Source organism: Flavobacterium sp. N1736 (assembly GCF_025947065.1).
In the GTDB taxonomy this organism is placed as follows: domain Bacteria; phylum Bacteroidota; class Bacteroidia; order Flavobacteriales; family Flavobacteriaceae; genus Flavobacterium.
This window is the reverse complement of record NZ_CP109994.1, coordinates 348,241-374,615: the sequence shown is the minus strand read 5'-3', so window position 1 is coordinate 374,615 and position 26,375 is coordinate 348,241. Positions and strand designations below refer to the sequence as shown.

The 26,375-nt window shown below is 33.1% G+C and carries 25 protein-coding genes; 9 read left to right on the top strand and 16 right to left on the bottom strand.

Annotated features, from left to right (window positions below):
- Positions 1 to 4: 4 nt before the first annotated feature.
- The 4 genes from OLM54_RS01605 to OLM54_RS01590 all read left to right on the top strand — a co-directional run bounded on the left by OLM54_RS01605 (position 5) and on the right by OLM54_RS01590 (position 3,568).
- A complete protein-coding gene (locus OLM54_RS01605) occupies positions 5 to 247 on the top strand; it encodes a GlsB/YeaQ/YmgE family stress response membrane protein (RefSeq protein ID WP_264536866.1) in 243 nt (80 codons plus the stop codon).
- Positions 248 to 381: 134 nt separating this feature from the next.
- On the top strand, positions 382 to 1,218 hold the full coding sequence (locus tag OLM54_RS01600; protein ID WP_264536865.1) for a sterol desaturase family protein: 837 nt from the start codon (positions 382 to 384) through the stop codon (positions 1,216 to 1,218).
- Between the two features lie 111 nt (positions 1,219 to 1,329).
- Complete coding sequence (locus OLM54_RS01595) at positions 1,330 to 1,608, top strand: DUF2805 domain-containing protein (RefSeq protein WP_042563191.1); 279 nt, start codon at positions 1,330 to 1,332, stop codon at positions 1,606 to 1,608.
- 100 nt (positions 1,609 to 1,708) lie between these two features.
- On the top strand, positions 1,709 to 3,568 hold the full coding sequence (locus OLM54_RS01590; RefSeq protein WP_264536864.1) for a PDZ domain-containing protein: 1,860 nt from the start codon (positions 1,709 to 1,711) through the stop codon (positions 3,566 to 3,568).
- A 71-nt stretch (positions 3,569 to 3,639) separates the two neighbouring features.
- On the opposite strand, the gene OLM54_RS01585 is transcribed toward OLM54_RS01590, so the two are convergent.
- A complete protein-coding gene (locus tag OLM54_RS01585; RefSeq protein WP_264536863.1) occupies positions 3,640 to 4,083 on the bottom strand; it encodes a hypothetical protein in 444 nt (147 codons plus the stop codon).
- Between the two features lie 183 nt (positions 4,084 to 4,266).
- Positions 4,267 to 6,600 carry a GH92 family glycosyl hydrolase gene (locus tag OLM54_RS01580; protein WP_264536862.1) on the bottom strand — a complete coding sequence of 778 codons (2,334 nt, stop codon included), beginning with the start codon at positions 6,598 to 6,600 and terminating at the stop codon, positions 4,267 to 4,269.
- A gap of 135 nt (positions 6,601 to 6,735) precedes the next feature.
- Between OLM54_RS01580 and OLM54_RS01575 the strand changes: the two genes are divergently transcribed.
- Positions 6,736 to 7,356, top strand: a complete 621-nt coding sequence (locus OLM54_RS01575) for a M949_RS01915 family surface polysaccharide biosynthesis protein (protein WP_264536861.1) — start codon at positions 6,736 to 6,738, stop codon at positions 7,354 to 7,356.
- A gap of 11 nt (positions 7,357 to 7,367) precedes the next feature.
- On the opposite strand, the gene OLM54_RS01570 is transcribed toward OLM54_RS01575, so the two are convergent.
- Complete coding sequence (locus tag OLM54_RS01570) at positions 7,368 to 7,976, bottom strand: GNAT family N-acetyltransferase (protein WP_264536860.1); 609 nt, start codon at positions 7,974 to 7,976, stop codon at positions 7,368 to 7,370.
- Positions 7,977 to 8,172: 196 nt separating this feature from the next.
- Here OLM54_RS01570 and OLM54_RS01565 point away from each other — a divergent pair, with 196 nt between their 5' ends.
- The gene (locus OLM54_RS01565; protein WP_264536859.1) at positions 8,173 to 8,754 is read left to right on the top strand and encodes a hypothetical protein; all 582 of its coding nucleotides are present in this window, start codon (positions 8,173 to 8,175) and stop codon (positions 8,752 to 8,754) included.
- Between the two features lie 195 nt (positions 8,755 to 8,949).
- Here OLM54_RS01565 and OLM54_RS01560 read toward each other — a convergent pair whose 3' ends face one another.
- The 10 genes from OLM54_RS01560 to OLM54_RS01515 form a co-directional block, all read right to left on the bottom strand.
- Positions 8,950 to 9,306, bottom strand: coding sequence for a hypothetical protein (locus tag OLM54_RS01560; RefSeq protein WP_264536858.1), 357 nt, complete (start codon positions 9,304 to 9,306; stop codon positions 8,950 to 8,952).
- Positions 9,307 to 9,498: 192 nt separating this feature from the next.
- The gene (locus OLM54_RS01555; protein WP_264536857.1) at positions 9,499 to 10,677 is read right to left on the bottom strand and encodes an AIR synthase related protein; all 1,179 of its coding nucleotides are present in this window, start codon (positions 10,675 to 10,677) and stop codon (positions 9,499 to 9,501) included.
- Between the two features lie 42 nt (positions 10,678 to 10,719).
- Positions 10,720 to 12,204, bottom strand: coding sequence for a carboxypeptidase regulatory-like domain-containing protein (locus OLM54_RS01550; RefSeq protein ID WP_264536856.1), 1,485 nt, complete (start codon positions 12,202 to 12,204; stop codon positions 10,720 to 10,722).
- A 63-nt stretch (positions 12,205 to 12,267) separates the two neighbouring features.
- Entirely contained in the window at positions 12,268 to 13,629 is a 1,362-nt protein-coding gene (locus OLM54_RS01545) for a CsgG/HfaB family protein (protein ID WP_264536855.1), read from the bottom strand.
- Entirely contained in the window at positions 13,629 to 14,036 is a 408-nt protein-coding gene (locus tag OLM54_RS01540) for a curli production assembly/transport component CsgF (protein ID WP_264536854.1), read from the bottom strand. Before OLM54_RS01540 ends, OLM54_RS01545 begins: the two co-directional genes overlap by 1 nt.
- A 16-nt stretch (positions 14,037 to 14,052) precedes the next feature.
- A complete protein-coding gene (locus OLM54_RS01535; protein WP_264538600.1) occupies positions 14,053 to 14,340 on the bottom strand; it encodes a CsgE family curli-type amyloid fiber assembly protein in 288 nt (95 codons plus the stop codon).
- A gap of 38 nt (positions 14,341 to 14,378) precedes the next feature.
- Positions 14,379 to 14,783 carry a curli-like amyloid fiber formation chaperone CsgH gene (gene csgH, locus OLM54_RS01530; protein WP_264536853.1) on the bottom strand — a complete coding sequence of 135 codons (405 nt, stop codon included), beginning with the start codon at positions 14,781 to 14,783 and terminating at the stop codon, positions 14,379 to 14,381.
- 4 nt (positions 14,784 to 14,787) lie between these two features.
- Positions 14,788 to 15,327 (bottom strand): hypothetical protein, encoded by a 540-nt coding sequence (locus OLM54_RS01525; protein ID WP_264536852.1) that lies wholly within the window; start codon positions 15,325 to 15,327, stop codon positions 14,788 to 14,790.
- A gap of 217 nt (positions 15,328 to 15,544) precedes the next feature.
- A complete protein-coding gene (locus OLM54_RS01520) occupies positions 15,545 to 16,450 on the bottom strand; it encodes a hypothetical protein (protein WP_264536851.1) in 906 nt (301 codons plus the stop codon).
- 566 nt (positions 16,451 to 17,016) lie between these two features.
- On the bottom strand, positions 17,017 to 19,206 hold the full coding sequence (locus tag OLM54_RS01515; protein WP_264536850.1) for a glutamine synthetase III: 2,190 nt from the start codon (positions 19,204 to 19,206) through the stop codon (positions 17,017 to 17,019).
- A 428-nt stretch (positions 19,207 to 19,634) separates the two neighbouring features.
- On the opposite strand from OLM54_RS01515, the gene OLM54_RS01510 reads away from it, so the two are divergent.
- The 3 genes from OLM54_RS01510 (at position 19,635) to OLM54_RS01500 (ending at position 22,977) form a co-directional block, all read left to right on the top strand.
- On the top strand, positions 19,635 to 20,648 hold the full coding sequence (locus OLM54_RS01510) for a glutamine synthetase beta-grasp domain-containing protein (RefSeq protein WP_115847512.1): 1,014 nt from the start codon (positions 19,635 to 19,637) through the stop codon (positions 20,646 to 20,648).
- Positions 20,649 to 20,848: 200 nt separating this feature from the next.
- Positions 20,849 to 21,817 carry a TerC family protein gene (locus OLM54_RS01505; RefSeq protein ID WP_264538599.1) on the top strand — a complete coding sequence of 323 codons (969 nt, stop codon included), beginning with the start codon at positions 20,849 to 20,851 and terminating at the stop codon, positions 21,815 to 21,817.
- Between the two features lie 167 nt (positions 21,818 to 21,984).
- Entirely contained in the window at positions 21,985 to 22,977 is a 993-nt protein-coding gene (locus OLM54_RS01500) for a hypothetical protein (RefSeq protein ID WP_264536849.1), read from the top strand.
- 86 nt (positions 22,978 to 23,063) lie between these two features.
- Here the strand turns inward: OLM54_RS01500 and OLM54_RS01495 are convergent, their stop codons facing one another.
- The 3 genes from OLM54_RS01495 to OLM54_RS01485 all read right to left on the bottom strand — a co-directional run bounded on the left by OLM54_RS01495 (position 23,064) and on the right by OLM54_RS01485 (position 26,104).
- Positions 23,064 to 23,561, bottom strand: coding sequence for a hypothetical protein (locus tag OLM54_RS01495; protein WP_264536848.1), 498 nt, complete (start codon positions 23,559 to 23,561; stop codon positions 23,064 to 23,066).
- An 87-nt stretch (positions 23,562 to 23,648) separates the two neighbouring features.
- On the bottom strand, positions 23,649 to 24,518 hold the full coding sequence (locus OLM54_RS01490) for an alpha/beta hydrolase (RefSeq protein ID WP_264536847.1): 870 nt from the start codon (positions 24,516 to 24,518) through the stop codon (positions 23,649 to 23,651).
- Positions 24,519 to 25,231: 713 nt separating this feature from the next.
- A complete protein-coding gene (locus OLM54_RS01485) occupies positions 25,232 to 26,104 on the bottom strand; it encodes an AraC family transcriptional regulator (RefSeq protein ID WP_264536846.1) in 873 nt (290 codons plus the stop codon).
- Between the last annotated feature and the right edge of the window lie 271 nt (positions 26,105 to 26,375).

Below are 26,375 nucleotides of genomic sequence, written 5' to 3'. Positions count from 1 at the left end.
AAATATGGAATTTATTTATTTCTTACTTATTGGAGCAATTTCTGGGTGGTTAGCTGGTCAGGTTTGGAAAGGTGCAGGTTTTGGATTAATTGGTAATATCGTTGTTGGAATTATCGGTGGATTCTTCGGTGGATGGCTTGCCGGTAAACTTGGTATTGGAGGCGGAGGTTTGCTTTGGCAAATTGTAATCGCTGCCGGAGGTGCCTGGGTATTATTATTTATAATTAGCCTTATCAAAAAATCATAAAGCTCTTATAACATACTCTATTTCAAAAGAGAAAATCATATATTTTATATTTGATTTTCTCTTTTTTTGTCAAATATTACTAACTTTAATTACTTTTAAAAGCGGCAAATATTCTACCTAAATCGATGTTTATCATGAATGAAATCATTGCTTATTTCAGTACGATTCCATCTTCACACCGAAGTTTAATTTTGGTTGGAGGAATAACACTTTTTTGGTTAATTGAAAATACGTTTCCGTTGTTTCAGCTGCAATACAGAAAATGGCAGCACGCAGGAATTAATATCTTTTTTACGATCACCACTATAATTGTAAATTTTATTCTGGCTTTTATTCTCATAAAAACCGCAAGCTGGACTACCGAAAATCATTTTGGAATACTGCAATGGCTGCCCCAAATTCCTATTTGGCTTTATACCATTATTGGATTGCTTCTATTAGATTTAATAGGCGCTTATTTAGTCCATTTTATTGAACATAAAGTAAAATTTCTATGGCGTTTTCACCTCATTCATCATACAGATACCTGGATTGATACTACAACAGCAAATCGTCATCATCCGGGAGAAAGCATAATACGTTTTGTATTTACAACTCTTGGTGTTTTAATTGTAGGAAGCCCAATGTGGATGGTATTTTTATATCAGAGTTTATCGGTTGTAGCGTCGCAATTTAATCATGCCAATATATCTTTACCCAATAAATTAGACAATATCCTAAGTTATTTGATCGTATCTCCTAATATGCATAAAGTGCATCATCATTATGTTTTACCGTATACAGACAGTAATTATGGCAACATTTTTTCTGTTTGGGATCGTCTTTTTGGAACTTTTACAACTTTGCCAAAAGAAAAATTAATTTATGGAGTAGACACACATATGGCTCCCGAAGAACATAACAAACTGAAAAATTTATTGCAAATTCCGTTTCAAAAATCAAGATCCGGAAAAAACAAGCAAAATCATTAAAAAAAGTGCACCGGATCGAACCAACTAATTATTTTTTTTATTAATATTGATACTTAAATTGAAAATCAATCTATTAATCATTAACCCCTATTTTGAATTAATTTTCACGTGATGAAAAAGAGTAACCGCAAAGAGTTGAGCTGGGAACAAACGGAAAAACTTGTTTCGTTAGCCTTGGAAGAAAGAAATCCATTTGAAATTATAAAAAAAGAATTTGGATTGGCAGAAAAAGAAGTTCTGGAAATCATGAAAAAGAAAATGCCACTCGAAAAATTTGAAATGTGGAAAAAGAAGGCAATTGCAAATAAACCAAAACCAAAACCCGTTAAAATAGATGATTTTGATGAAGATTTGGATGGAAAATATTATATAAAGAACAAACTTGACTAACATAAAACTCCTGTGAATCAGGAGTTTTTTTTTATATTTTCAAATTCGTGTAACATTATTACATTTTGTAAGTCCAATACACATAACTAAACATAAACAAATGAAAAAAATACTTTACACATTAGCTCTTGCGGTAACGTTTTGGAGCTGTAAAACCGGTGCTACTTCCGGAGCTGCAAAAAGCAATACAGTAGAAGTTAACATTAACCTTGTCGATGTAAAAGACGATAAAGTTTTGGTAACTGTTACGCCTCCGGCAATAAAAACAGACGAAGTAATTTACAGCATTCCTAAAACAGTGCCGGGAACTTATTCTACAGATAATTACGGTAAATATTCAGATGATTTTAGAGCTTTTGATGCTAAAGGAAACCCTTTAACGGTAAAAAGAATCGACGATAATTCATGGTCTATTTCAAATGCTAAAACATTAAAAAAAGTAAGTTATTTAGTTGGCGATACTTTTGATACTGAAAAAGGAACAGGTTTTGGAAATGACGATGTTTTTTCGCCAGCAGGAACTAATATCAACGCAGGAATTAATTTCATGGTAAATACACACGGGTTTGTGGGGTATTTTCAGGATAAATTAGATGTTCCGTATAAAGTTACCATCACACATCCTGAAACACTTTGGGGAGCAACTTCGATGACAGATGAAGATGCAAGCAAAACAAGCGATGTTTTTACAACACCGCGTTATGCAGTTTTGGTCGAAAATCCAATTATGTATTCTAAACCGGATTATACTACATTCAACGTAAACGGAATGGATATTTTGATTGCTGTTTATTCTCCAACAGGAAAATTTACTGCCGAAAGTATTACACCGGAAATGAAAACAATGATGACGGCGCAAAAAAACTTTTTAGGAAAAGTAAACGCGACTAAAAAATACACTGTTTTATTGTATTTGTCAAGCATGGCAAAAGATGACGCACACGGTTTTGGTGCGTTAGAGCATCCAACGGCTACAACAGTTGTTTTACCGGAATCTATGCCAAAAGAAAAATTGGTAGAATCGATGAAAGATGTAGTTTCTCATGAGTTTTTTCATATCGTAACTCCATTAACCATACACTCAAAAGAAATTCAGTATTTTGATTACAACGCACCACAAATGTCAGAGCATTTATGGATGTACGAAGGTGTAACAGAATATTTTGCAAACCTTTTTCAAATTAATCAGGGTTTAATTGACGAAGCTGAATTTTATACTCGTATTGCTGATAAAATCGAACAGGCAAAAGGCTTAAATGATACAATGTCATTTACTGTAATGAGTAAAAATGTTTTAGAGCAGCCATACAAAGACCAATACTTGAATGTATATCAAAAAGGAGCTTTAATTGGTATGTGTATTGACATCATTATTAGAGAAAAAAGCAATGGCGAAAGAGGAATTCTTGACTTAATGCATAAATTAGCCAGCGAATACGGTGTTGAAAAACCTTTTAATGATAACGAACTTTTTGCGAAAATTACGCAATTGACTTATCCTGAAGTTGGTGAATTTTTAAATAAATATGTTTCAGGAACAACGCCAATTCCTTACGATTTTTATTTGGCTAAAGTTGGTGTTACAAAATCATCAGAAAAAACTGCCGGACCAATTTTCTTAAAAGGACAAACTCCGTATATTAAAATTGATAAACAAACAAAAGAAATTGCTATTCGTCCTGATATTGAACCAAATGATTTCTTTAAAGGATTAAATTTAAAAGGTGGTGATATTATCCTTTCTGTAAACAATAAACCATATTCATTAACTAATATCTATGACTTAATTACAGAAAGTGAAAACTGGAAAGAAAACGATCCAATTACACTTCAAATAAAACGTGATGGCAAAGAACAAACTGTAAAAGGTACTGTGAAATTACCATACGAAGAAAAAGAAACTTTTAAAGCAACAGATGCTTCAAAAGAAAAACTTAAAACAGCATGGTTAAAAGGATAATTTCTTTTTATCAATACACAAAAAAAACCGACAAGTGATTGTCGGTTTTTTTTTGTGCAAATCTTTACATCTTATTTCTTAACCGGAAACTTCCAGTCGAACTCGTCTTTATCATTGATAATTGCTCCAATTTCAAACTTTACCACTTCATCAAATTCAGTTTGAAGAATAAACCAATTATCTTCATTAAAGTAGTTTTCGAAAGTATCAAAAGTTTCCTGATTGTATTTTGTGATTCCTTTTGTTGCGAAATCTTTCTTTACATCTGCAATTGTTCTTCCAATTAATTTAAAACCAAAAACTTCTAATTCAGGGCTTGAAGCTACTAAATATCCTAATTTTAAATCCTCTTCCTCATAAAATGTCAATCTGATTTTATGCGAGTTATACACAAAAATTACATTGTCATCTTCATCTTTATAATTTTTATCAGGTTTTCCTAAAGCTGCCGTAACATCATTTTGCTTCATTCCGAAAAGCAATTTATCAATTCCTGATTTTAGATTTACTTTCATATTTAATTGTCTTTATTTGAAATGCAAATTTCGTGAAGTTTTTGCAAACTTCGTTATTATTCTTTTTTATTATTTTTTTTGCCACAGATTAAAAGAATTAAAAAGATTTTCTAAATCTGCTCAATACTTAACATAAAGAAACCTAACAGGTTTTTAAAACCTGTTAGGTTTGGCTCGTAAAACTTAATAATTTTTCTTATTCGGTTTATTAGTCATATAAAAAGTAATTTTTCCGCCATTTATTACATCAGAATGTTTTAGGAAAGGTTTATCTAATTGTTTTCCATTCAACAAAACTTTACTGACAAAGACATTTTTATCGGATTGATTTACGGTTTCGACTTCAAAATTCTTTCCGTTTTCTAAATTAAAAAGAGCTTTTTTAACCAACGGACTTCCCAATGCATATTCATCAGAACCCGGTGCAACGGGATAAAATCCTAAACTGCTAAAAATATACCAGGCACTCATTTGTCCAAAATCGTCATTTCCGCCTAAACCGTCAGCTCCGTTTCTGTACATTTTTTTCAGGATCATTCTAATTTTATCTTGTGCTTTCCAAGGCGAATTTGTCCAATCGTATAAATATACAACATGATGTGAAGGTTCATTTCCATGTACATAATTCCCAATAATTCCTTCTCTTGTAATATCTTCTGTATTTTCAAAATATTTATCGGGCAAATGCATGCTGAATAATGAATCTAATCGAACATTAAATTTGTCGTTTCCGCCCATCATTTTAATCATTTCTGCAGGATCTTGTGGCACATATAAACTGTAATTCCATGAATTTCCTTCGATAAAACCTTGTCCGTGTGTGTCTAACGGATCAAATTCTTTTTTGAAAGTTCCATCATTTAACTTAGGACGCATAAAACCTGTTTTGGCATCGTAAACGTTTTTATAATTTTTAGATCTTTCGATAAATTCATTATAGATTTCAGTTTTGCCTAATTTCTTGGCTGCCTGAGCAATTGCCCAATCATCATAAGCGTATTCTAACGTTTTAGAAACCGAAGAACCGTTTTTATCTTCGGGAACATATCCCATTTTCATATAATACTCCAAACCGTCATAATATGGAACTTTTGCCGTGTTCACACAAGCCTGAAGTGCTTTTTCAGGATCAAAATTGGTATTGCCTTTTACGATTGCATCGGCAACTACTGAAACAGAATGATACCCAATCATACACCAGTTTTCATTGGCATAATGCGACCAGATTGGCAGCATTTTATGCACACTTTGATCTGAATGCGCTAACATTGAACTGATCATATCTGAGTTTCTGGCTGGCTGTAAAATATTAAATAATGGATGTAAAGCTCTGTAAGTATCCCAAAGAGAATAACTTGTGTAATTTTTAAAATTTTCGGCTTTATGAATATTCATATCTAAACCTTTATAATTTCCGTCTAAATCCATGTATTCTGTTGGTCCTAAAAAGGCGTGATACATTGCGGTATAAAAATTAACTAAATCTTCTTTCTGAATGGTTTCAATTTGAATTTTGTTCAATTCTTTGTTCCAAATTTCCTGACTTTGCCTTTTTACTTTTTCGAAATCCCAACCCGGAACTTCTTTTTCCATATTCTCAAGCGCTCCGGCAGAACTTACAGGCGATAAAGCCATTTTTATTTTGATTTTTTCTCCTTCTTCGGTATTAAAATCAAAAAATAATTTTAAGTTTTGACCTGCCATTTCCGGGAAATTTTTTGTCTGATCAAACCTTCCCCAAAAACCTCTGTACACACTTTTTTCCTGTGCTGCTTGTCCGTAACTTTTAATTGGTTTGCTAAAAGACATTGCAAAATAAACGGTTCTGGTTCTTGCCCAGCCATTTGTCTGGCGATATCCTGTAATTAAAGTATCGTTTTCTACACGAACAAATGTCCAGACATTCTTTTTATCGTAATTGTAAATTCCGGAAGTTAAATCCAGAATAATATGCGCTTCGTCAGACTTTGGAAATGTATATTGATGCATTCCCACTCGTGTTGTTGCTGTTAGTTCAGCTTTAATATTATGATCTTCAAGATGTACGCTGTAATAAGCAGGTTCTGCTTTTTCTGTCGCATGAGAAAACGCTGATCGATAACCCGATAACGGTTTTGAAGCCACTCCGGGATTCAATTGCAATTTTCCGGTTGTTGGCATAATTAAGAAATCACCAAGATCAGAATGTCCTGTTCCGCTAAAATGTGTGTGGCTAAAACCTACAATTGTTTTGTCTTCGTACTGATATCCTGCACAATATTTGTAAACTTCGCCATTGTATTTTCCGTTTAAACCGTAGGCAATTGTGTCTGTTTCAGGGCTTAACTGCACACTTCCAAACGGAACTGTTGCGCCCGGATATGTATGTCCCATTTTGGCGGTACCAATCATTGGATCAACATATTGAATAAGATTTTTGGGATTATCTGTTTTCTTTTGTGCGTTTGTTTTAGTCGAAAAACCAAATAATAGAACCGATAGTCCGAAAAGAATTGTTTTTTTATTTACAATATTCATGTGGTGATTTTTATTATTATTTCATCAAATCAAAAGATTTGAATTTGCGATAGAAAATTACAATAAAAATGGAGTTTTAAAAAATCTTAAACTGAAAAGCTTTTGAATATCTTTGATCTATAATTTATACGCCACATGAAAAAACTGCTTTTCTTTTTATTTCTTTTAGTTTTCTCTTTTAGCTTTTCGCAGAAAGTATCCAGTTCTATTTTAAATAAAGAACAAATAAAACAACGTGAAGTTGATGGTTTGTCTGATTTTCCTATTTATAAAGCATATGAATATCAGGATAAAGGCGGAGTTTATGAGTTGGTTTTGTGCGAAAATCAAAATAACATTTCTAAAAAAGACATTCTTAACACTAAGATTCAGGCGATTTGTGGCATGAACGATCATGGCGGTTTTCTTGAAAAATGGAGAATTAATGATCTTACTGAAAATATTCAAGCAGAAACTACAATCTGGTTCTGGACAAAATACTGTAGTACCAAAGATCTTGATGGCGATGGTTATATTGAACCTGTAATTGTTTACGGAACAAGAGATGAAAATAGTGATATAAGACGTGTAAAAATTATTACTGTATACAAAAATCAAAAGTATGTAATTCGTGCTGTCGAATGTGACTTAGACTATTGTAGAAGTTTTAAAAAAGATAAAAATTGGAATTCGCTTCCGCAGAAAATAAAAATGTATGTTGATAATTTGGTGGCAAAAATAAGAAAGGAACAAGGGTTGTTGTTAAAAGATGGGTAGATGAATTAAATTTAAAGCTTTTGCTTTAAGTTTTCTTTTACGGCATCAAACCATTCGTTTTTCAGGATACTTAAAACAATAGAATCACGACGAATGTCTCCATTCCTGGTTGGCATAATACTTCGCAAAACGCCTTCGACTTTGCAGCCTATGCTTTTCATGGCGGCGATGCTGCGTTCGTTGTTATTATCGGCACGGAATTCTACGCGCTCCAATTCGAGGGTTTCGAAAGCAAATTGAAGTAATAAAAATTTACAATGTTTGTTAAGTCCGGTTCCTCTAAAAGCAGATCCGTACCAAGTATATCCTAATTGCAGGGTTTTATATTCTAAATTTATATCGTAAAAACGTGTTGAACCTGCATATTTTTGAGATTTTTTATCGAAAACTATAAACGGAAATTCCTTTTGGGTTTCTCTCGCTTTTATAGCTGATTGAATATAATTAATCAAATTCTCTTTTCCCTCTGCTCCGACTAATGAATATTTCCAGGTTTCTGGTTCGTTGATGGAGATTTCTAATAAATTGTCGACATCTGATTCTTGCAAAGGACGCAATAAAACTAAATCGTCTTCTAAAATAGTCTTATCTGAGAAATTGGAATTGAAATCTGTATTCATAATTCTAAATCTTTTGTTTATTGTGTTCAAGAAAATCTTATTTTTCAGCTCAGATGAGAGTCGTAAAGATATTTGAAAAATTTAAAAGGAAGAAAATTTCATCGTGTTTAATATAATATCTTTAAAAGTTACTCTATATAATATAAGCTTTTTCTTTCTTTATTTGTATTATTGCAATTATTTTAAATTACAATTTTTGAATATTTTATTAGCCGCAGAAATAGCATCAGAAAAGGGATTCGGAGAAACTGTTTGGTACGATTTATTAATCGCCTTATTTACAGGAGTGTTATCTTGTTTAATATTTTATTTGGCTCTTCGAATATTTAAGCCTAATATCAAAACATGCAGTATTATTTGTAAAGAAGTTGAAGTTTTTAATAATGAAAGTAAAACAAGATATTACTTTAAATTTATAAACAAAACGTATTCAGATATCGAAAACATATCTATAAACCTGTTCCTAATAGAAGATTATATTCATGGAAGCGGCAAAAATTTCAGTGGTAAAGAACTAAAACTTAAAAGATATGACTTTAAGAATATTCCGGGCAAATGGAGAAAAAATAAAGAAATTCACAATAATTGTGTTCAGATGTTAATTGATGAAGATTTGGAAAATCTTTGGGATGGAAAAAAAGAATATCTGGAATTACAAATTGATTGTATACATTCTAAAAGCGGAAGAAGACTTGTACATGTTCAAAAATATACTGATGTAAAAAATACTATAAGAGCCGGGCGTTTTGATTCTGGCGAAAACTTTAACATTATTTAGAACTAAAGTCATATTTAAAAGAGTAAATTTATACTTCAAAACGAAATATTATGAAAAACGATATTATTTGGAAATAGTTGAATATTTAGTACACTATTCCTTTAGACTATAAACATAAAAGCCTCTATTAATTAGAGGCTTTTATGTTTATAATTCTGAAATAATCAATAAAATTTCACTTTTAGTGAAACAAATTTATTCACTCATTTCATCATAACGTTCCGGAATTTGCGGATCATAAAGCGGGCATTTGAATTCTTCCATTACACTAACCAATTGATTCATGGTTTTACCTTCGGTGCCGTAACAATCGATTTTGATACTTTGCGGAGTTGTGATTACCTGAAAAGCTCCTTTTCCTGAAGTATTTTTCCAGCTGTTTTCATCGACTTTTTCCCATTGAGAAAAAACAGATGCTATTCTATTTAAAATTACCTGAACAGGAAGTGTTTCAAGACCTTCAACTTCTTCTTTTTCAACAAGTGCCTCGTAGACTTCATGATGATTTAAATAAATTTCATCTAAATATCTCCAAAAAAGTAATTCGTACATAACTGGTGTTTTTAGCCCCGATAGTAGTGAAAATCCTTTTGTCCGCCGCGGCGGATAAAAGATTGTAACGAATAGCGGGATTAGCTCCTAAAAAAAGCTAATTATTAATAAAAAAGTTCTGCGTAAACTCCAGTAGATAAAACCTTTGTAACTTTGTAACTTTGTAACTTTGTAACTTTGTAACTCAAAAGACTAATACTCGAATGTTCCATATTCGCTGGTAATTGTCAGTTTCTTGGCATCGGCCGCTTCTACTCTACCTACGATTTGTGCATCGACATTGAATGATTTTGAAATCGCAATAATATCCTGAGCAATATTTTCGGGAACGTAAATTTCCATACGGTGACCGCAATTGAAAACCTGATACATTTCTTTCCAATCGGTTTTTGATTGTTCCTGAATTAGTTTAAATAATGGCGGAACGGGAAATAAATTATCTTTTATAATATGTAAATTCTGAACGAAATGTAAAATTTTAGTTTGCGCTCCACCGCTGCAATGCACCATTCCGTGAATATCGTTTGGTGTATATTTATCTAAAATTTTCTTGATAATTGGTGCGTAAGTTCTTGTTGGAGAAAGTACTAACTGACCTGCGTTTATTGGGCTGTTTTCTACGGCATCGGTTAAATTTACCTGACCTGAATAAATTAATTCTTCGGGAACAAGTGCATCGTAACTTTCAGGATATTTTTTAGCTAAATATTTACTAAAAACGTCATGACGTGCAGATGTTAAACCATTACTTCCCATTCCGCCATTATAACTTTTTTCGTAAGTCGCCTGACCAAAAGATGCCAAACCAACAATTACATCACCGGCTTTAATGTTTGCATTATCTACAACATCGCTGCGTTTCATGCGGGCTGTTACGGTTGAATCTACAATTATGGTACGCACTACATCGCCAACATCGGCAGTTTCTCCTCCGGTTGAATGAATCGTTACGCCAAAAGATTTAAGTTCGTTGATTAATTCTTCGGTTCCGTTGATAATTGCTGAAATAACTTCTGCAGGAATTAGATTTTTATTTCTTCCAATAGTGGATGAAAGCAAAATATTATCGGTTGCGCCAACACATAATAAATCGTCGATATTCATGATTAAAGCATCCTGAGCAATTCCTTTCCAAACAGAAATGTCTCCGGTTTCTTTCCAGTACATATACGCCAAAGACGATTTTGTACCGGCTCCATCTGCATGCATAATTAAGCAATGATCAGAATCCTGAGTAAGATAATCAGGAACAATTTTGCAGAATGCTTGTGGGAATAAACCTTTGTCAATATTTTTTATGGCGTTGTGTACGTCTTCTTTTGATGCCGAAACACCTCTTTGTGCGTACCTTTTGCTAGAATCTGAACTCATGAAAATTAGTTTGTGTTGATGTGGTGCAAAGATAATTAAAAATTATTCCCAATCCGGCATCGAAGTTCCTGAAAACAACACAGTCCTTGAATTTGCAACTCCGATACCAGTTTTTACCGTATTTTTTATTGAAATTCCATCGTTGGATGTGTTGGTAAAAATCAATTCAGATTCGTTTGGAGAATACCTAACATCAAGATCGTTTGTTCCTGTTGCTTTATCGGTGATAATTTGATAAGAAGCAGAAGTTAGAAAATTATATTCAAAAATTCTCGAATCTAATTGTCGGTACGCTGCGTTTTCAAATCCTGAAATATCTTTTGTATACACTAATTTTAAACCGGTTACGGAAAAGTTCAATCCTCCAATTGCTCCGTTTTCTCCTGAAACAATGATTGTTGTTATTACTCCTGACGGATTAATGACATAAATTTCGGCATTATACCCGTTTGCGTCATTTACTTTGAGTGCAATTTTAGATCCGTCGGCGCTCCAGTCGCATTCCGATATAAATTTACCGTTTGGTGTCTGAAATATTTTTGTTAAACCGCTGCCGTCACTATTGATTTTGTATAGTTTATCAAAGTTTGGATATATAAATTCATTTCCTGATGCGTTCCAGGAATATCCAATATAATCTGAATTAAACCCTGCAATGGGAACTGAATTTGTAATGCGCTTCATTTCTGTTCCGTCAAAATTCATGGTATAAATATCATTTTGAGAACCGGTTGCTGCTATAAAAGCTATTTTTTTTGACTGATTGTTTCTTCTTGGACGCCAGGAATTTTTATCTGAACTTGTCAGCTGATATTGTTTTCCGGCATCATCGGCAGTAAAAATTACATTGTTATCGTTTATTTTTTTTACAAACAAATGCCTTGTTGCCGGGAACGAAATTGTGGTAAAAGCACCAATTGGGCTTAAAACCGACGTATTTATTCCGTCGTTTACCGTAACCTGCCAATAATATTTTACACCAAATAAAAGATCTTTCAAGGCTAGTTTTTTGTCTTTTACGGCTTCATACATTTTTACTTCGCTGTTATTATCATTTCTAAGCGATACGGTATATGTTAATTCGTCATTATCAGGATCTGTAACTGTCCACGTTAAATCTATCGCAACATCCTGAGCTGTAGAATTATCAACGGGATTTACTAATACCGGAACTGTTGGCGGTTTATTATTTGCTGTTGATTTTGAGAGTTCAAAAACAATCTCTGAAGTGTTATTTGCTGTTATGGTTACGGCTTCAAATTTTGCTACATATTCGTCTTTTTGAGCCTGAAAGGAATATTCGCCTACTTTTACATTCGGAATCGTGAATTTTCCATCGGCATCTGTAAATACGGTACTTGTTGCCGGGCTCGATAATACTTTTACGTTTTCTAAAGGTTCAAAAGTGTCTGCCGTAACGACTCTTCCGGTAACGGTACCAAATTCAGAATCTCCTATTTTTTCTTCACTACATGAAATCAAAAACAATAAAAAAAGTACGCTGGCTATTTTGTATAAATACTTCATTATTAATTTGTTTTTAAATTAAAACTTCGTTTTTTACTTTGAAATATGTTGATTTCTTACTTGTTATTTTTTCTTTTTGGCAAAATAATACGTCAGTCCAAGTCCGAATTTATAGTAGTAATCATCGCGGGTTCCTGTTTCTATATAATCGATATTATCGCTGAAATTAATATTTTGTTCCGCAAATAATTTTATTCCAATCCTGTTCGAAACCAGATATTCAAGACCTAAACCGTATTGAAATTTACCATGTTCGTTTTCAAATTTTTTATTTGTTCCGAGTCCGCCGCCCGCATATATATAAGGTGTAAAACGATCGCGCGGAAGTAAAATATATTCGAGATTTAGATCGTAAGTAATGTAACCCACATCGAGTAAATTTTTATTGGCAAGATTTACAACATTTGTCGATGCGCTGATATTAAAACTGGGTGAAATAAAAAACTTTAAAGCACCGCGCCCAAAAGGTCTTAAAAGCGGATCCTGATAATCACCATCCATTAAGGTTGCGCCTCCGGAAATTTCAATGGCAAATTTGCTTCTTCGGTTTTCTAATAATCTTCCGTAAAGTGCGGTTGCATTGGCTGTTTCGGTTTCTTTATTATACTCTTTTAATAAATTATCGACTTGCCATTTTGGCGCGTCAGTTTCCCAGATATTGTCTTTTATTCCTTCTAAAACCAACGATTCAACGGCTTTTTCGATGGCTTCGGTTACCGCCATGTGTACAGGTTCGTTTGTGGTATAACCGGTTTCTACTTCCAGAAGTCTTTTAAAATTGACATATTTAAATAAACTTTCGTCGATTGCCTGAGATAAAATGGTTTTTGAAACGTAAACTGATTTTAAAATTTTTCCGTTTGATGTTGAAATCATTCTGAGATAAATCGTAACGCGATCCTGACGGTATTTAACAGAACCTCCGGCTCCAAAATATCGGGCTCCAAAACCGCCTGTGATAATATTTGAATCATACGAAATAATGCCGCCTTCTAATAAAACTCCCGCATATAACAACGGTGTTAATTGTGGCTCGTTTGGATTGGCATTTTTTGAATACTCTTGTCTTGTAGATCGAATAAGGTTTCGTTCCTGCAGTAAGTTTCCAATATTTTCACGCTCGATTGGTATAAACCATTTAGAATCTTCGAGCGCCTTTAGCAAAATCGAAGTGGCGCCCTGGGTTACGGCTGTACTAAAATTGCTTCCGTTTTCCTGAGGTTTATATTGTCCTGTCTGATCCCTGAATTTATAAACTCCAACCACAATTTGTTCTTTTGGTTTTGGAAGTTCTTTTAATAGAGAAGTTGCCGGTGTACTTTCGCCCAAAACTGCTTTTTCTACTCCGGTTGGCTGATTGTAAAAAGCGCCGCAACCTGAAAATAAAAAGGCGAATAACAGTATTAAGTAGTGATGTACTCTCATTATTGTTTATTTGGAATGATTACTTGTGTCTGTTCTCCTGTATTTGTATCTAATATATTTACCGATAAACCTTCAGACGAAGGAAATATATCGACTGAATAACTTCCAAATGTGTACGAACCGGCAGACAAACCATCTGTTCCAAATTGCTGTTTATAAAGTGAGCTTGAAATCTGACTTAATAACTGGGCATTTAAACTTGCTTTAAATTGTTCCAGTTCTGTTTTTTGTGGTGTTACTGCTGTATTATCTTTTAATTTATTTTGAGATTCAGCGCTGCTCAGGAGCCACTGATAATTAAAAGTATCACCTCCAAAAGCAGGATTTACGGGTTTGTAAACCAATGCTTGTGATCTGATAAAAGGTGAAAGCAGAAAGAATAATACGAGGCTTAAAATAAATTTCATGACCTTAATAATAAAATTAATACTGAGTGAAATATTTGCGTTGTTTTTCTAAATCTTTCAAATAATAAATAGTTGCGTTGATTGATTCCTGAGCTACAGCTTCAAGAAATTCATCGTCCGGGCGTACTAAAAAATCATAGATAACTGTGTTCTCTATGGAAACGGTTATTTTTGTATTTCTTCCAAAACTATATTCTTCGGTTATTACAACTATTTTTTTTGCATTTATTCCAATATCATTGTATTTGTAATAATACTTATCGTAGAAGTCTTTTCCCATTTTGGTTTTTGTATCATCAGTTATGATACCTTTTAACTCAAATCCGTCTACGGGAATAATTATTACATCATCTTTTTTTTTTCACCCAGAACCACTCTGTCTTTTGCTATTATTTCTTTGTCTTCGTCATAAAACAATAGCAATACAATCACTTCATCATCTGTACTCACATTTATCTGAGTGGTCGATAATTTTTTCACTTCATTTGGTTCCAGTGTAAAAAGCCCGATTTGGGCATTATTAGACTGATTATTATTTTTATCATTATTTTTTATTACAGATAATCTATATGAAGCACTTTTAATAACATCGGTAAGGTTTTCTGCCATACCTGTAATTTTAAAGTTATCTTCTATTTTCTCTACATCAATTTTTGCTTTTACCTGATTTTGCGGAACCGGATTCTGTCCCGTTAAAACAGTACTGACAAGCAAAAAACTCAGGATGTATCGTAATAAAAACTGCATTTGTTTAGTTTAATTTGTTTAGAATAATGACTGAATCTCCATTTCCGTTTTGTGTAATTTTCATATCTTTTGAAATAGAATTTGAGCCATAACTTTGTATTTTCTGATTATTACCATTTTGAATCATCTCTGTTTTTATGTCAAGATTGGTTCTGAAAGAATAATCTGAAATACTATTATTTTCACCTTCTTGGGCTATCACCTGTGTTATTGTTCTGGCATCTTTGACTAATAACAGATTATTAAAGTCTCCTTTTTGAAAAACCGAAACAGTAACTTTTGCCGCTTCAACGTCTGTTCTTGCTGCATTGTAATTGCCTATTTGCTGAATTATTACGCCTTGCGAAAATTGCTGTACTTGTTCTAATTGCAATTGATCTGTGTTTTTTTTATTCATAGATGATACGATGCTTAAAGCGGTGTCTTTAGAATCAAACACTGATGAGCTGTAAGGTTTAAAACCTGAAGCATCTACTTTTTCCTGTCCGTTAACAAACACAGAAAAAAGCACTAAAAGAAAAATATGTAATACGTTAGTTTTCATTTTTTCTATTTTAAAACATTGGGTATAATTATTTTTAACACATAGAAACACAGAACTATTGAACTCAAAAAGGGCGTTTCACTTACATTAACAAGTATAGCTACGTGTGAGAAACGAATTTCTTTTGATTTACTTTTTCCAAAAACATAAAATCTATGTTTCTATGTGTTTAATTAAAATTTTTATGATTACACCCAATGGGTTATTTTAAGTAATCTTAGTTATTACTTTGAATCACATTAGATAAATTCATATTACCTTGCTGCAATACAATACTTGCGTTTCCTGTAGAAAGAAATGATAAGGCAGTTTGTGTTCCATAAGATTGATTTCCGTTACCTTCCTGTAATACGTTTTCAACATTTCTGTAACCTGTTTGAGTAGAGTTAGCCAAATTGTCGTTTCCAAATTGATAGTGATTCGATACATTTTTAGAAGCGGCAGTTGCTAAAGCTCCGCTGGTTTGAGTTTGGTTAGATTCGTTATCCAAACCTCCCTGACTGGCATAAGCTTCGCCGTATTTTCCTGTTTGTGTTTGTGTAGCCTCGTTTCTTCCATGAGGAGAAGCCGGTACTGAAGTTGTTAAAGGCGCCATTCCTGTAAATACTGAAGCAGTTGGCAAAGTGTTTCCGCTTGTTCCCTGATCAATTGTTGCTTTGTTAAATTTACCGTTTTGTGTTTGGGTTGCTTTATCTTCCCCTTTTAGGTTGCCGGTAAATAGACCATAAGAAACATTTGTTTCATCTTGCCAGATGGTTGCCTCATTTTTGTCTCCGGTTTGAGTTTGGTAAGCTTTATTTCTCCAGTTGTTTTGAGAAATAAATGCATTGTTTTGTTCTCCGTCCTGAACTACTTCTGCTAAGTTGTCGTGAGAAATGTTAACGCCCAGAACTGTAATTTGAGCCGGATTTACACCTTGATACACTTTTGAAGTATTATCCCAATCCATTTGTTTTACACTGGAACTTTGAGCAGTTCCAATTTGATGAACATAGGCATCCTGACTTACGCCTGTCTGGTTTACATAACTTGTGTTTGGAGCGATTGTTCCCGGAAGAATTTGTGCGTTTCCAAATGCACTAACAAAAAGCATCGCGGAGATACTTAAAATTACTTTTTTCATAATAGATATATTTAATTGGTTATTAATACAACTTATTATGTAGGCCGAAGTGATTTTGGGGAAAATTCATCAAGGATCTCACAGCATTTGAAAACAAATTTTAAATCTTTATTTTCTCATTTCTTATTTCAAAATTAGAAAAGTTCCTGAAATACAAATCATCTATAATCACCTATTTTTCAATATATTAACTTCTTTTCGATGAAATGTGAAACTATCTCGATGAAATGCTATTTTTTATTTTTTAACCTGTAGGAAAAATATTTCTTATTGCAATTTCTCTATAAATAAACCTAATAGATTGTTAAAATAAAGACACAACGATCATTATTTTAGCATAATCACAAAAAAAGCCTGTCTTTTTAGGACAGGCTTTGGATTATTTTATGTCATTTATAATCTTGTCATTTCGAGCGAAGGGAAAAATCGCACACGTAACTCTACAAAGATTGGCGACATGCTATACGGAATTTCTAGTGCGATTTGCTTCGCCTATTCGCTATCGCTCGGGTCTCCCTACGGTCGAAATGACAATAATTGCGTTCGTCGAATGACAATTGCGAGCTTTATTTCGTAAACAGTAATTCTCTGTATTTAGTCAAAGTCCAGCTTTCGTCGTCAACCAATAACTCCAGTTTATCGCAATGGTTTCGAATATCTTCAAAATAAGGTTTTACTTTATTGCAATATGCTTCTGCCATTTCTTGTGCATCTGTTAAATGATTTGCAATTTTTCTTTCGTTGGTCATTGCCAATACTTTAGAATTAATGCCTTCTATGTGACCTGATATTTCTTTAATTAATACGATTTGTTCTTTTGCAATGGTTTCAAATTCTTTACCAAAAATCTCCTTTAGTCCTTTTACGTTTTCGATTAAGGTATTTTGGTAACGAATTGCTGTCGGAATTACGTGGTTTCTTGAAATATCACCCAAAACTCTTCCTTCTATCTGAATTTTTTTAGTGTATTCTTCCAATTCAATTTCGTAACGTGCTTCGGCTTCAACATGATTCAGAATTCCTAATTCATCAAATAAATCCAGAGCTTGTTTAGAAACTTTAGCTTTAATGGCTTCCGGAGTCGTTTTAAAATTGCTTAAACCTCTTTTTGCTGCTTCTTTTTCCCAGGCGTCGCTATAACCGTCACCTTCAAAAAGTATTTTTTTAGATTGTTTAATGTATTCTCTTAAAACATTAAAAATAGCATCGTCTTTTTTCATGTCTTTCGACTCGATTAAAGTGTCTACTTCTATTTTAAAATCTTTTAATTGTTTTGCCACAATAGCATTCAACGTTGTCATTGCGTTCGAGCAGTTTGCATTGGATCCCACAGCTCTAAACTCAAATTTATTTCCTGTAAAGGCAAAAGGCGACGTTCTGTTTCTGTCTGTATTATCTAAAAGTACATCCGGAATTTTACCAACAACGTTTAATTTTAAATCTGTTTTTTCTTCCGGAGATAATTTACCGGTTGTTACGCTTTCTAACTCTGATAAAACTTTTGTTAATTGTGCTCCAATAAATACAGAGATAATTGCCGGCGGCGCTTCATTTGCTCCTAATCTGTGATCATTACTTGCTGTTGCAATCGACGCTCTTAATAAAGTTTCGTAATCGTTTACCGCTTTTATTGTATTGATAAAGAAAGTCAAAAACTGTAAATTACTCATTGGTGTTTTACTCGGACTCAACAAGTTAACTCCCGTATCTGTTGCCAGCGACCAGTTGTTGTGTTTTCCTGAACCGTTTACGCCTTTAAATGGTTTTTCGTGAAATAATACTTTAAAATCATGACGTTCTGCCACTCTTTGCATTACATCCATCAATAAAGAGTTATGATCTACGGCAAGGTTTGTTTCTTCAAAAATTGGCGCTAACTCAAACTGGTTTGGCGCAACTTCGTTATGACGTGTTTTTACCGGAATTCCCAACAACATACATTCCTGCTCTAAATCTCTCATGTATGTTAAGGCACGCGTTGGAATTGACCCAAAATAATGATCGTCTAATTGTTGCCCTTTTGCAGAAGTATGTCCTAATAAAGTTCTTCCGGTCATCATTAAATCCGGACGTGAATTTGCCAATGCTTTATCGATTAAAAAATATTCCTGCTCCCAGCCTAAAGTCGCCGTAACTTTTTTAACGTTTTTATCAAAATACCTGCACACTTCCGTCGCCGCTTCATCCATTGCTGATAATGCTCTTAATAACGGAATTTTATTATCTAATGCTTCACCGGTATATGCAATAAAAACGGTTGGAATACATAATGTTGTTCCGTAAATAAATGCCGGAGAAGTTGGATCCCAAGCCGTGTAACCTCTGGCTTCGAATGTATTTCTGATTCCGCCATTCGGAAAACTTGATGCATCCGGTTCTTGCTGAACTAATTGTGCACCGCCAAATTTTTCTACAGGATCGCTTCCGTCATACGATGTTTCAAAAAAAGCATCGTGTTTTTCTGCCGTTGTTCCTGTAAGCGGCTGAAACCAGTGTGTGTAATGTGTTACGCCTTTGGCAAGAGCCCATTCTTTCATTCCCATGGCGATATAATCTGCCAGTTTTCTGTCTATTTTAGTTCCGTGCTGAATGGCGTCTCTAACTCCTTTCAAAGCATCTGAAGTTAAATATTGCTTCATTGCTTTCTCATTAAACACATTTGAACCAAAAATGTTAGACTTTCTATCAATTTCTTCAAAATGCACCGGCTTTCTGGTAGAAGCTTCTTTTAAAGCTTGGAAACGTAATGTTGACATGTATATAATTTTTAAAAATTCGTACTTATTTTACTGAAAAAAGAACAACAAATATAAACAATAAATGAGCCTGTCTGAAAGATAAATATTAGAATTTTATACGACGATTTTTCAACAGATGAAGCATTTTACAAAGAATAATGAATTTGTATTGAAGAAATATAACAAAAACATAAGGTATTATTCATTAAATAAACAATTTTTCATAATTTCTTAACCTATAAATTCAAAAATATTCCATAATTATTACGAATTTATTTTTTTAAGGCGTTAAAAATTACTTTTTTCAAAATATACCCCTGTCAAAATTGCGCTTCTCTAAAAAATTATAGTCCGATAAACAAAATAGCCCCCTAATTTTTAGGACTAAAAAAATAAATCTATATTTGACCCAGCGAAAAAAACAAAAAAAATAAATTTATATTATTATGGCTAAAATTAAGTTAGAGTACATTTGGTTAGATGGATATGAACCAACTCAAAATCTTAGAAGTAAAACTAAAGTTGAAGAACACGAAAATTTCAAAGGAACATTAGAAGAACTTGGAAACTGGTCATTTGATGGTTCATCAACAAAACAAGCTGAAGGTGGTTCATCTGACTGTTTATTAGTTCCTGTTGCAATATATCCGGATCCAACACGTATTAACGGATGGTTGGTAATGACAGAAGTTATGTATGCTGATGGTACTCCACATGCTTCAAACGGTAGAGCTACTATTGATGATGATGGTGATTTCTGGTTTGGTTTCGAACAAGAATATTTCATCATGGATACTAAAACTTTATTGCCATTAGGTTTCCCTGTTGGAGGTTATCCTGCTCCACAAGGTATGTACTACTGCTCTGTAGGTGGAAAAAACACACACGGAAGAAAATTAGTAGAAGAACATGCTGATTTATGTATCGCTGCCGGAATTAACTTTGAAGGTATTAACCAGGAAGTTGCCTGCGGACAATGGGAATTCCAATTATTCGCTAAAGGTGCTAAAAAAGCCGGAGACGAAATCTGGGTTGCACGTTACCTTTTAGATCGTTTGACTGAAAAATATGGTTACTATATCGAATATCACCCAAAACCTCTTGGAGATACTGACTGGAATGGTTCTGGAATGCACGCTAACTTCTCTAATGAGGTGTTAAGAACATGTGGAGACCAGGCAACTTACGAAAGAATTTGTGAAGCTTTCCGTCCTGTTACTGCTGAGCATATCGCGGTTTACGGTGCTTACAACGACCAACGTTTAACTGGTAAACACGAAACTGCATCTATTCACGATTTCTCTTATGGAGTTTCAGACAGAGGATGTTCTATCAGAATTCCTTTAATGACTGTTCAAAAAGGATGGAAAGGTTGGTTAGAAGACAGAAGACCAGCTTCAAACGGTGATCCATACAAAATCGCTGCAAGAATTATCAAAACTGTTAAATCAGCGCTATAATTCGAAGCTTCAAATTATATTAAAAGTGCCGTCAATTTTGATGGCACTTTTTTTTGTGTCTTGTTTGTCACACTGAGCGAAGTCGAAGTGCCATATTGTTTTGATTGAAACCTTAACTAAATTTGACAGTAATTTTCTAATAATTAATTTTTAAGTTAAGCTTCAAAACTTATCTTTGTAAATCATTTAAAAAATATCTTATAATGGTCTGGATTTTATTTTTAGTAGGCGTCGTTCTTATTCTTGCTTTAGACTTGGGCGTTTTCAACAAAAACCCTCATATTATTAGTACCAAAGAAGCAAGCAAATGGACTTTAATTTGGGTTACTCTTTCGTTTTTGTTTTCCGGCGTAATCTACTGGCTTTATACTACAGATTATATTGCAAATCCTGATAAACTAAAACCTGCCGTAGCTTCTATGAAGTTTATTACGGGTTATTTAATCGAACTTTCTTTAAGCGTTGATAACATATTTGTTATTGCCATTATTTTCGCTTCTTTCAAAATACCTCAAAAATACCAACACCGTGTTTTATTCTGGGGAATTATTGGTGCTGTGGTTTTCCGCGGATTAATGATTTTCTTTGGCGTAATGCTGATCAATAAATTTACATGGACAACGTATTTGTTTGGTGGATTCTTATTATTTACAGCGATAAAAATGTTGTTTTCAGGCGATGACGAAGATTTTCAGCCAAAAGATTCATTTGTCTATAAAACGTTAGGAAAAGTTATTCCGATTACTTCTGAATTCGATCATGAGAAGTTTTTTATTTTAACCGAAAAAGGAAAAAAAGCCGCTACGCCTCTATTCGTTGCTTTAATTGTAATTGAAGTTATGGATGTTCTTTTTGCGGTAGACAGTGTTCCGGCGATTCTGGCGATTACATCTGATCCGTTTTTAGTATTTAGTTCGAATATTTTTGCGATTCTTGGTTTACGTTCTATGTACTTTTTCCTGGCAAATATGCTGGCAAAATTCAGTTATTTGGAATACAGCTTAATTGCTATTTTAAGTTTCGTTGGATTAAAAATGCTATTGCACGAATGGATTCACATTCCGGAATGGGCTTCGTTAGGATTTATCGCGCTTTCTCTTTTAGTTGGAATTTTGGTTTCGCTTAAATTTGGAGAAGAAAAAGAACTTACCGATTTAGATCAGGAATAGTTTTCAAGACATATATTAGTAAAAAAAGGAAATCGAGAGGTTTCCTTTTTTTTTATGAATTATCATACTGATAATGTCTTATAGCGTTACAATTAAAGCTTTTAATGGTAAAACAAGTAAATATTGGTAAATACATTTAGCTCACTATAAATCTTAAACCTTTTATCATGAGAAAAATTTCTTTTTATCTAGTATTAACCTTTATTATCATGAGCTGTGATAATAAAGAAGATTTACCTGCAAAAAATCAATCAACTAAGTATCCTCAACAACTGTATATTATAAATGGAGATTTAGAATATTGGTCTGACATTACAGATGGTTCAAAACCTAAAGAACCAATATTTATATATAATACTCCTGAAAAAATAGAAGAAGACACAATTCAAAAAACAACTTCTAAAACTTCCGAACAATCTGTTTCCTTAAATTTTGCGTATGGAATTTACGATCCAACAAATAGTGGATGTACCATTAAGAAATATAATGGTAATAAGGAGTACTACACAGATGCAGGAGTATATGGTCCTAATCCATATCCACAAGCTAACGGTTATTTAGTGAGAGGATATGGCAGAGCACATCAAAATCTATATTATGGATCACTAGTTTTATTTGTAGATAATAAAGTAAAGAAAACAAATACTAGAAGAGGAATCGTTGATGGAAATGACGAAAGTGGATCTGCTATTTCAATTGAATATCCTTTCAAGCCTAATATTACATACGAAATTTCAATCAAAGCAACTTTTTATGACAATCGCTATTTAGTTGACAAAGTATTTAGTAGTGGATTCCCAACAGTTTTTGTCCAATTAAAAAATGACGGAATAATTACACTTCCTAATATCAGAAATTATAATCAGGATTTTTGTGATGGAAAAGGGATAATAAGTCTTGAGGCAGAAAATTACGTAAATTATACGAGATCTTATAAATTAGAAAGTCAAGGTGCAATACAGAGAACATTAGTTTTTAAATTCTCTCCAACAGAAGAAAAGAAGGCGTTACTAATTTCAGTACATCCAGCTAAAGGAGAGGCTGGATATGGCACAATTCCTATAAATAATTACACTATGGTGATGCCGTTAGTAAAAATAACTGAGAAACCATTCGATCCTGCTTTAAATGTTGAGTTACCTAATGACGGACGTAGGTAGCATAATCGTTAATTAATCATAAAAAAAAAAGGAAATCTTCTCACGATTTCCTTTTTTTTTTATTTAAAATAATTAATTTAATTGCTTCACATTACTATCATCAATATTGTATTTTTTGATAACTGCATTATAATCTGAATAGTCAGGCTTATTAACTGATTTATTTGAAAAAGCACCGGTACAATTACAATTCTAAAAGTTTGATTATTTATATATTCAGGAGTCAAAGCTAAGTCATAATTCCCTCCAGCATAAATAGTAAAATCTTCTCTACTGAAATCAAAGTCATAATCAAAATCTCCTCTTGATGTATATACTGTTCTTGGAATTTGTTGCCAAATAGGTGTGTTTGCATCAATAGTTCCAGTTAATCTGTAAATCAAAACAACATCAGAGCTAAAAATTACAGGAGTTAATTTTTGATAAATATTATATCCATCCGTATTATTATAACTAAAACTTATATTATTTAACTCAAAAACTTCTGCAACTGGCCCTTCTGGCCCCTGCGGTCCTTCCGGTCCTTCGCAACTAGAAAACGCAACTAATCCAACAAGTGCGAATAGTATAAATATCTTTTTCATAATTTTATTTTTTAAGGTTTATATATAAAGGTATTCCAAAAATCAAACCAAAAAAAGTATTTAGTCTATTCTTTGTTAAAAAAATCATTATTTTTTTGCAACAACCTGATTTTTAAGTAGAATTTTATTGAAAAATAATACATGATACGGCAGTGAATTTTCCCAATAATCCCAAGTATGAGCGCCTGGTCTTTCGGTGTAATCGTGTTCTACTTTATTATAGACCAATCTTCGGTGCAGTTCTCTGTTGGGTTCTATTAAAAAATCGTCTACTCCGCAATCTATAATTAGAGGCAGTTTGTTTGCTTTTATTTTATCGAGCATATTCATAACAGCATATTGTGCATACATTTCTGAGTTGTCGCTTTTGTCTCCAAAAACGGGCTGCATTAGTTTTATAACCTGTGCCGATGAATCACGATTGAGCATTGTACTCATATCTACGGCTCCGCTCATGCTTCCGGCAGCGCAAAACAAATCAGGATGTTTGGCTGATAAATATAACGCGCCGTGTCCGCCCATCGAAAGTCCCGTTATTACTCTGCCAGTTCTATTGCTAATGGTTCTGTATGTTTTATCTACTTTCTGAATCACTTCCTGCGTGATAAAGGTTTCAAACTGACTTTCTTTATTTACCGGACTATCAAGATAAAAACTAAAAGTTTCTCCTTCCGGCATTACGATAATGATATTGTATTGGTCTGATAAACTTTGTACTAATTTTTTGTTAGGCGTATTTTTTAACCAATCGCTAAAATGTCCGTAAGCGCCGTGTAATAAATACATTACCGGAAATGCGGTTTTGCTTTTGGCATACGAATTTGGCAATACAACAGCAGCTTTGTAGGTTTTGCTCATCGCTGTGCTGGCAATTTGTAAGGTGTCTACTTTTGCAGCATAACTCATAGAAGAAACACACAAAAACACCGTAAATACAAAGATTCTAAAGTTTTTCATATTGATATTTTTTTCTGATTAGGGATTGTAAATATACCTTTTTCCGAATATAATATATGAAAAATCTGATTGATTTGTTTTTGCCACAGATTAAAAAGATTATGAAGATTAAAAAAAAGGCTGTCACTAATTGCGCTAATTTTCTCGAATTTTAATTTCTTTATCTATATTTAAACACATAGAAACATAGATTAATAATTGCGAAAAGGCGTTTCACTTGTATATACGCACATAGCTATGTTTGTTTTGCAAAGTGAAACGCCTTTTATTTTGTAGCAGCAAAGAAAAAATCTATGTCTCTATGTGTTTAAAAATGTTTACCACTAATTATTGCCAATTATTTTTTCTCGCAGATTATGCAGATTGAGCAGATTTATTTTTACCCCGATTAAATTCGTGAATATTCATGCAAACATAGATTATAAATTGCGAAAAGGTGTTTGACTTGCATACACACAGCTATGTTTGTTTTACAAAGTGAAACGCCTTTTATTTTTAAGCAAAAAGAAAAGAAATCTATGTCTCTATGTGTTTAAAAATGTTTACCGCTAATTATTGCCAATTATTTTTTCTCGCAGATTATGCAGATTGAGCAGATTTAATTTACCCTAATTAATGTGAAGAAGAAAAAAATCCTTTTAATCTTTTAAATCTGTGGCAAAAAAAAACCACAACATAAAAAAATCTTTAAATCTGTAGCATTAAACTGGAAATTATTTAATTATAATCTTGTGTTCGTTACGATATTGCGAAGCGCTTTTACCTGTGTATTGTTTAAACGATTTACTAAAGTGGCTAAAATTATTAAAACCGCTTTCGTAACACACTTCGTTGATTGTTATTGGTTTTTCGGCCAAAAGTTTTGAGGCGTGTACCAAACGATATTCATTGACAAACTCTGTAAAGGTTTTGTTGGATATTTTTTTGAAATATCGGCAAAACGAAGGCGTTGTCATACTTACCAAACTCGAAACTTCGTCTATAGCAATAGATTCCTGAAAATGATCTTTTACGTAATTAAAAACCACGTTTATTCGGTCACTATCCTGCGCGTTTAGTTCGATAGCAAAACCATCAGCATTTAATATAGTATATTCTTCTGATGATTCTAATTCATCTAAAATACTTAAAAGTGTCAGCAAACGTTCAAACGGAAGCTGGTTTTCCATCATCTCAATTTTCTGTCCTATTCGTTTTTTGGTTTCTCCGCCAAAAGCGATTCCGCCTTTCGACTGGCTCAGAATGTTTTGAACTCTTCTCATTTCCGGTGCTGCAAAAAATTCATTCCCTAAAAATTCAGGTTTGATATGAATCACCGTTTCGTTTACATTTCCTGTTTGTTCGTTTGTAAAACCACAATGGGGTAAATTAGAACCTATCAGGATCAAACTTCCATTTGTGTAATAAGAAACATGGCTCCCTATTTGTCTTTTTCCTGCGCCGCCATTGATATAAACCAATTCAATTTCGGGATGGTAATGCCACAAATGCGACTTAACGTTCGTCTTTTCAGCATGTTTCGTATAAGTAAAAGAACTTCCGTATGAGGGAGAAATCACTTCGAGAGCTGGGGCGATTGTCTTCATGATAAAGTCTTTAAAAAATAATAGCAAATTTAACAAAAACACCTACAATAATTCACATTTTAACCTATAACGGTTTCGTAACTGCGAATATTGCATGAAAATCATCTATTTATAAAAGAGGTTATTATGCCGATTTCCTCATTTTTTTAACTACTGATATTTTTATTCACTTTTTTTTTAATATATCGTATTTAATTCTGTGTTTTTATATTTATATAGCATTATTGTAAGAATTTTGGATGTCTGAAAAAAAATTAACAATTTAAAAATG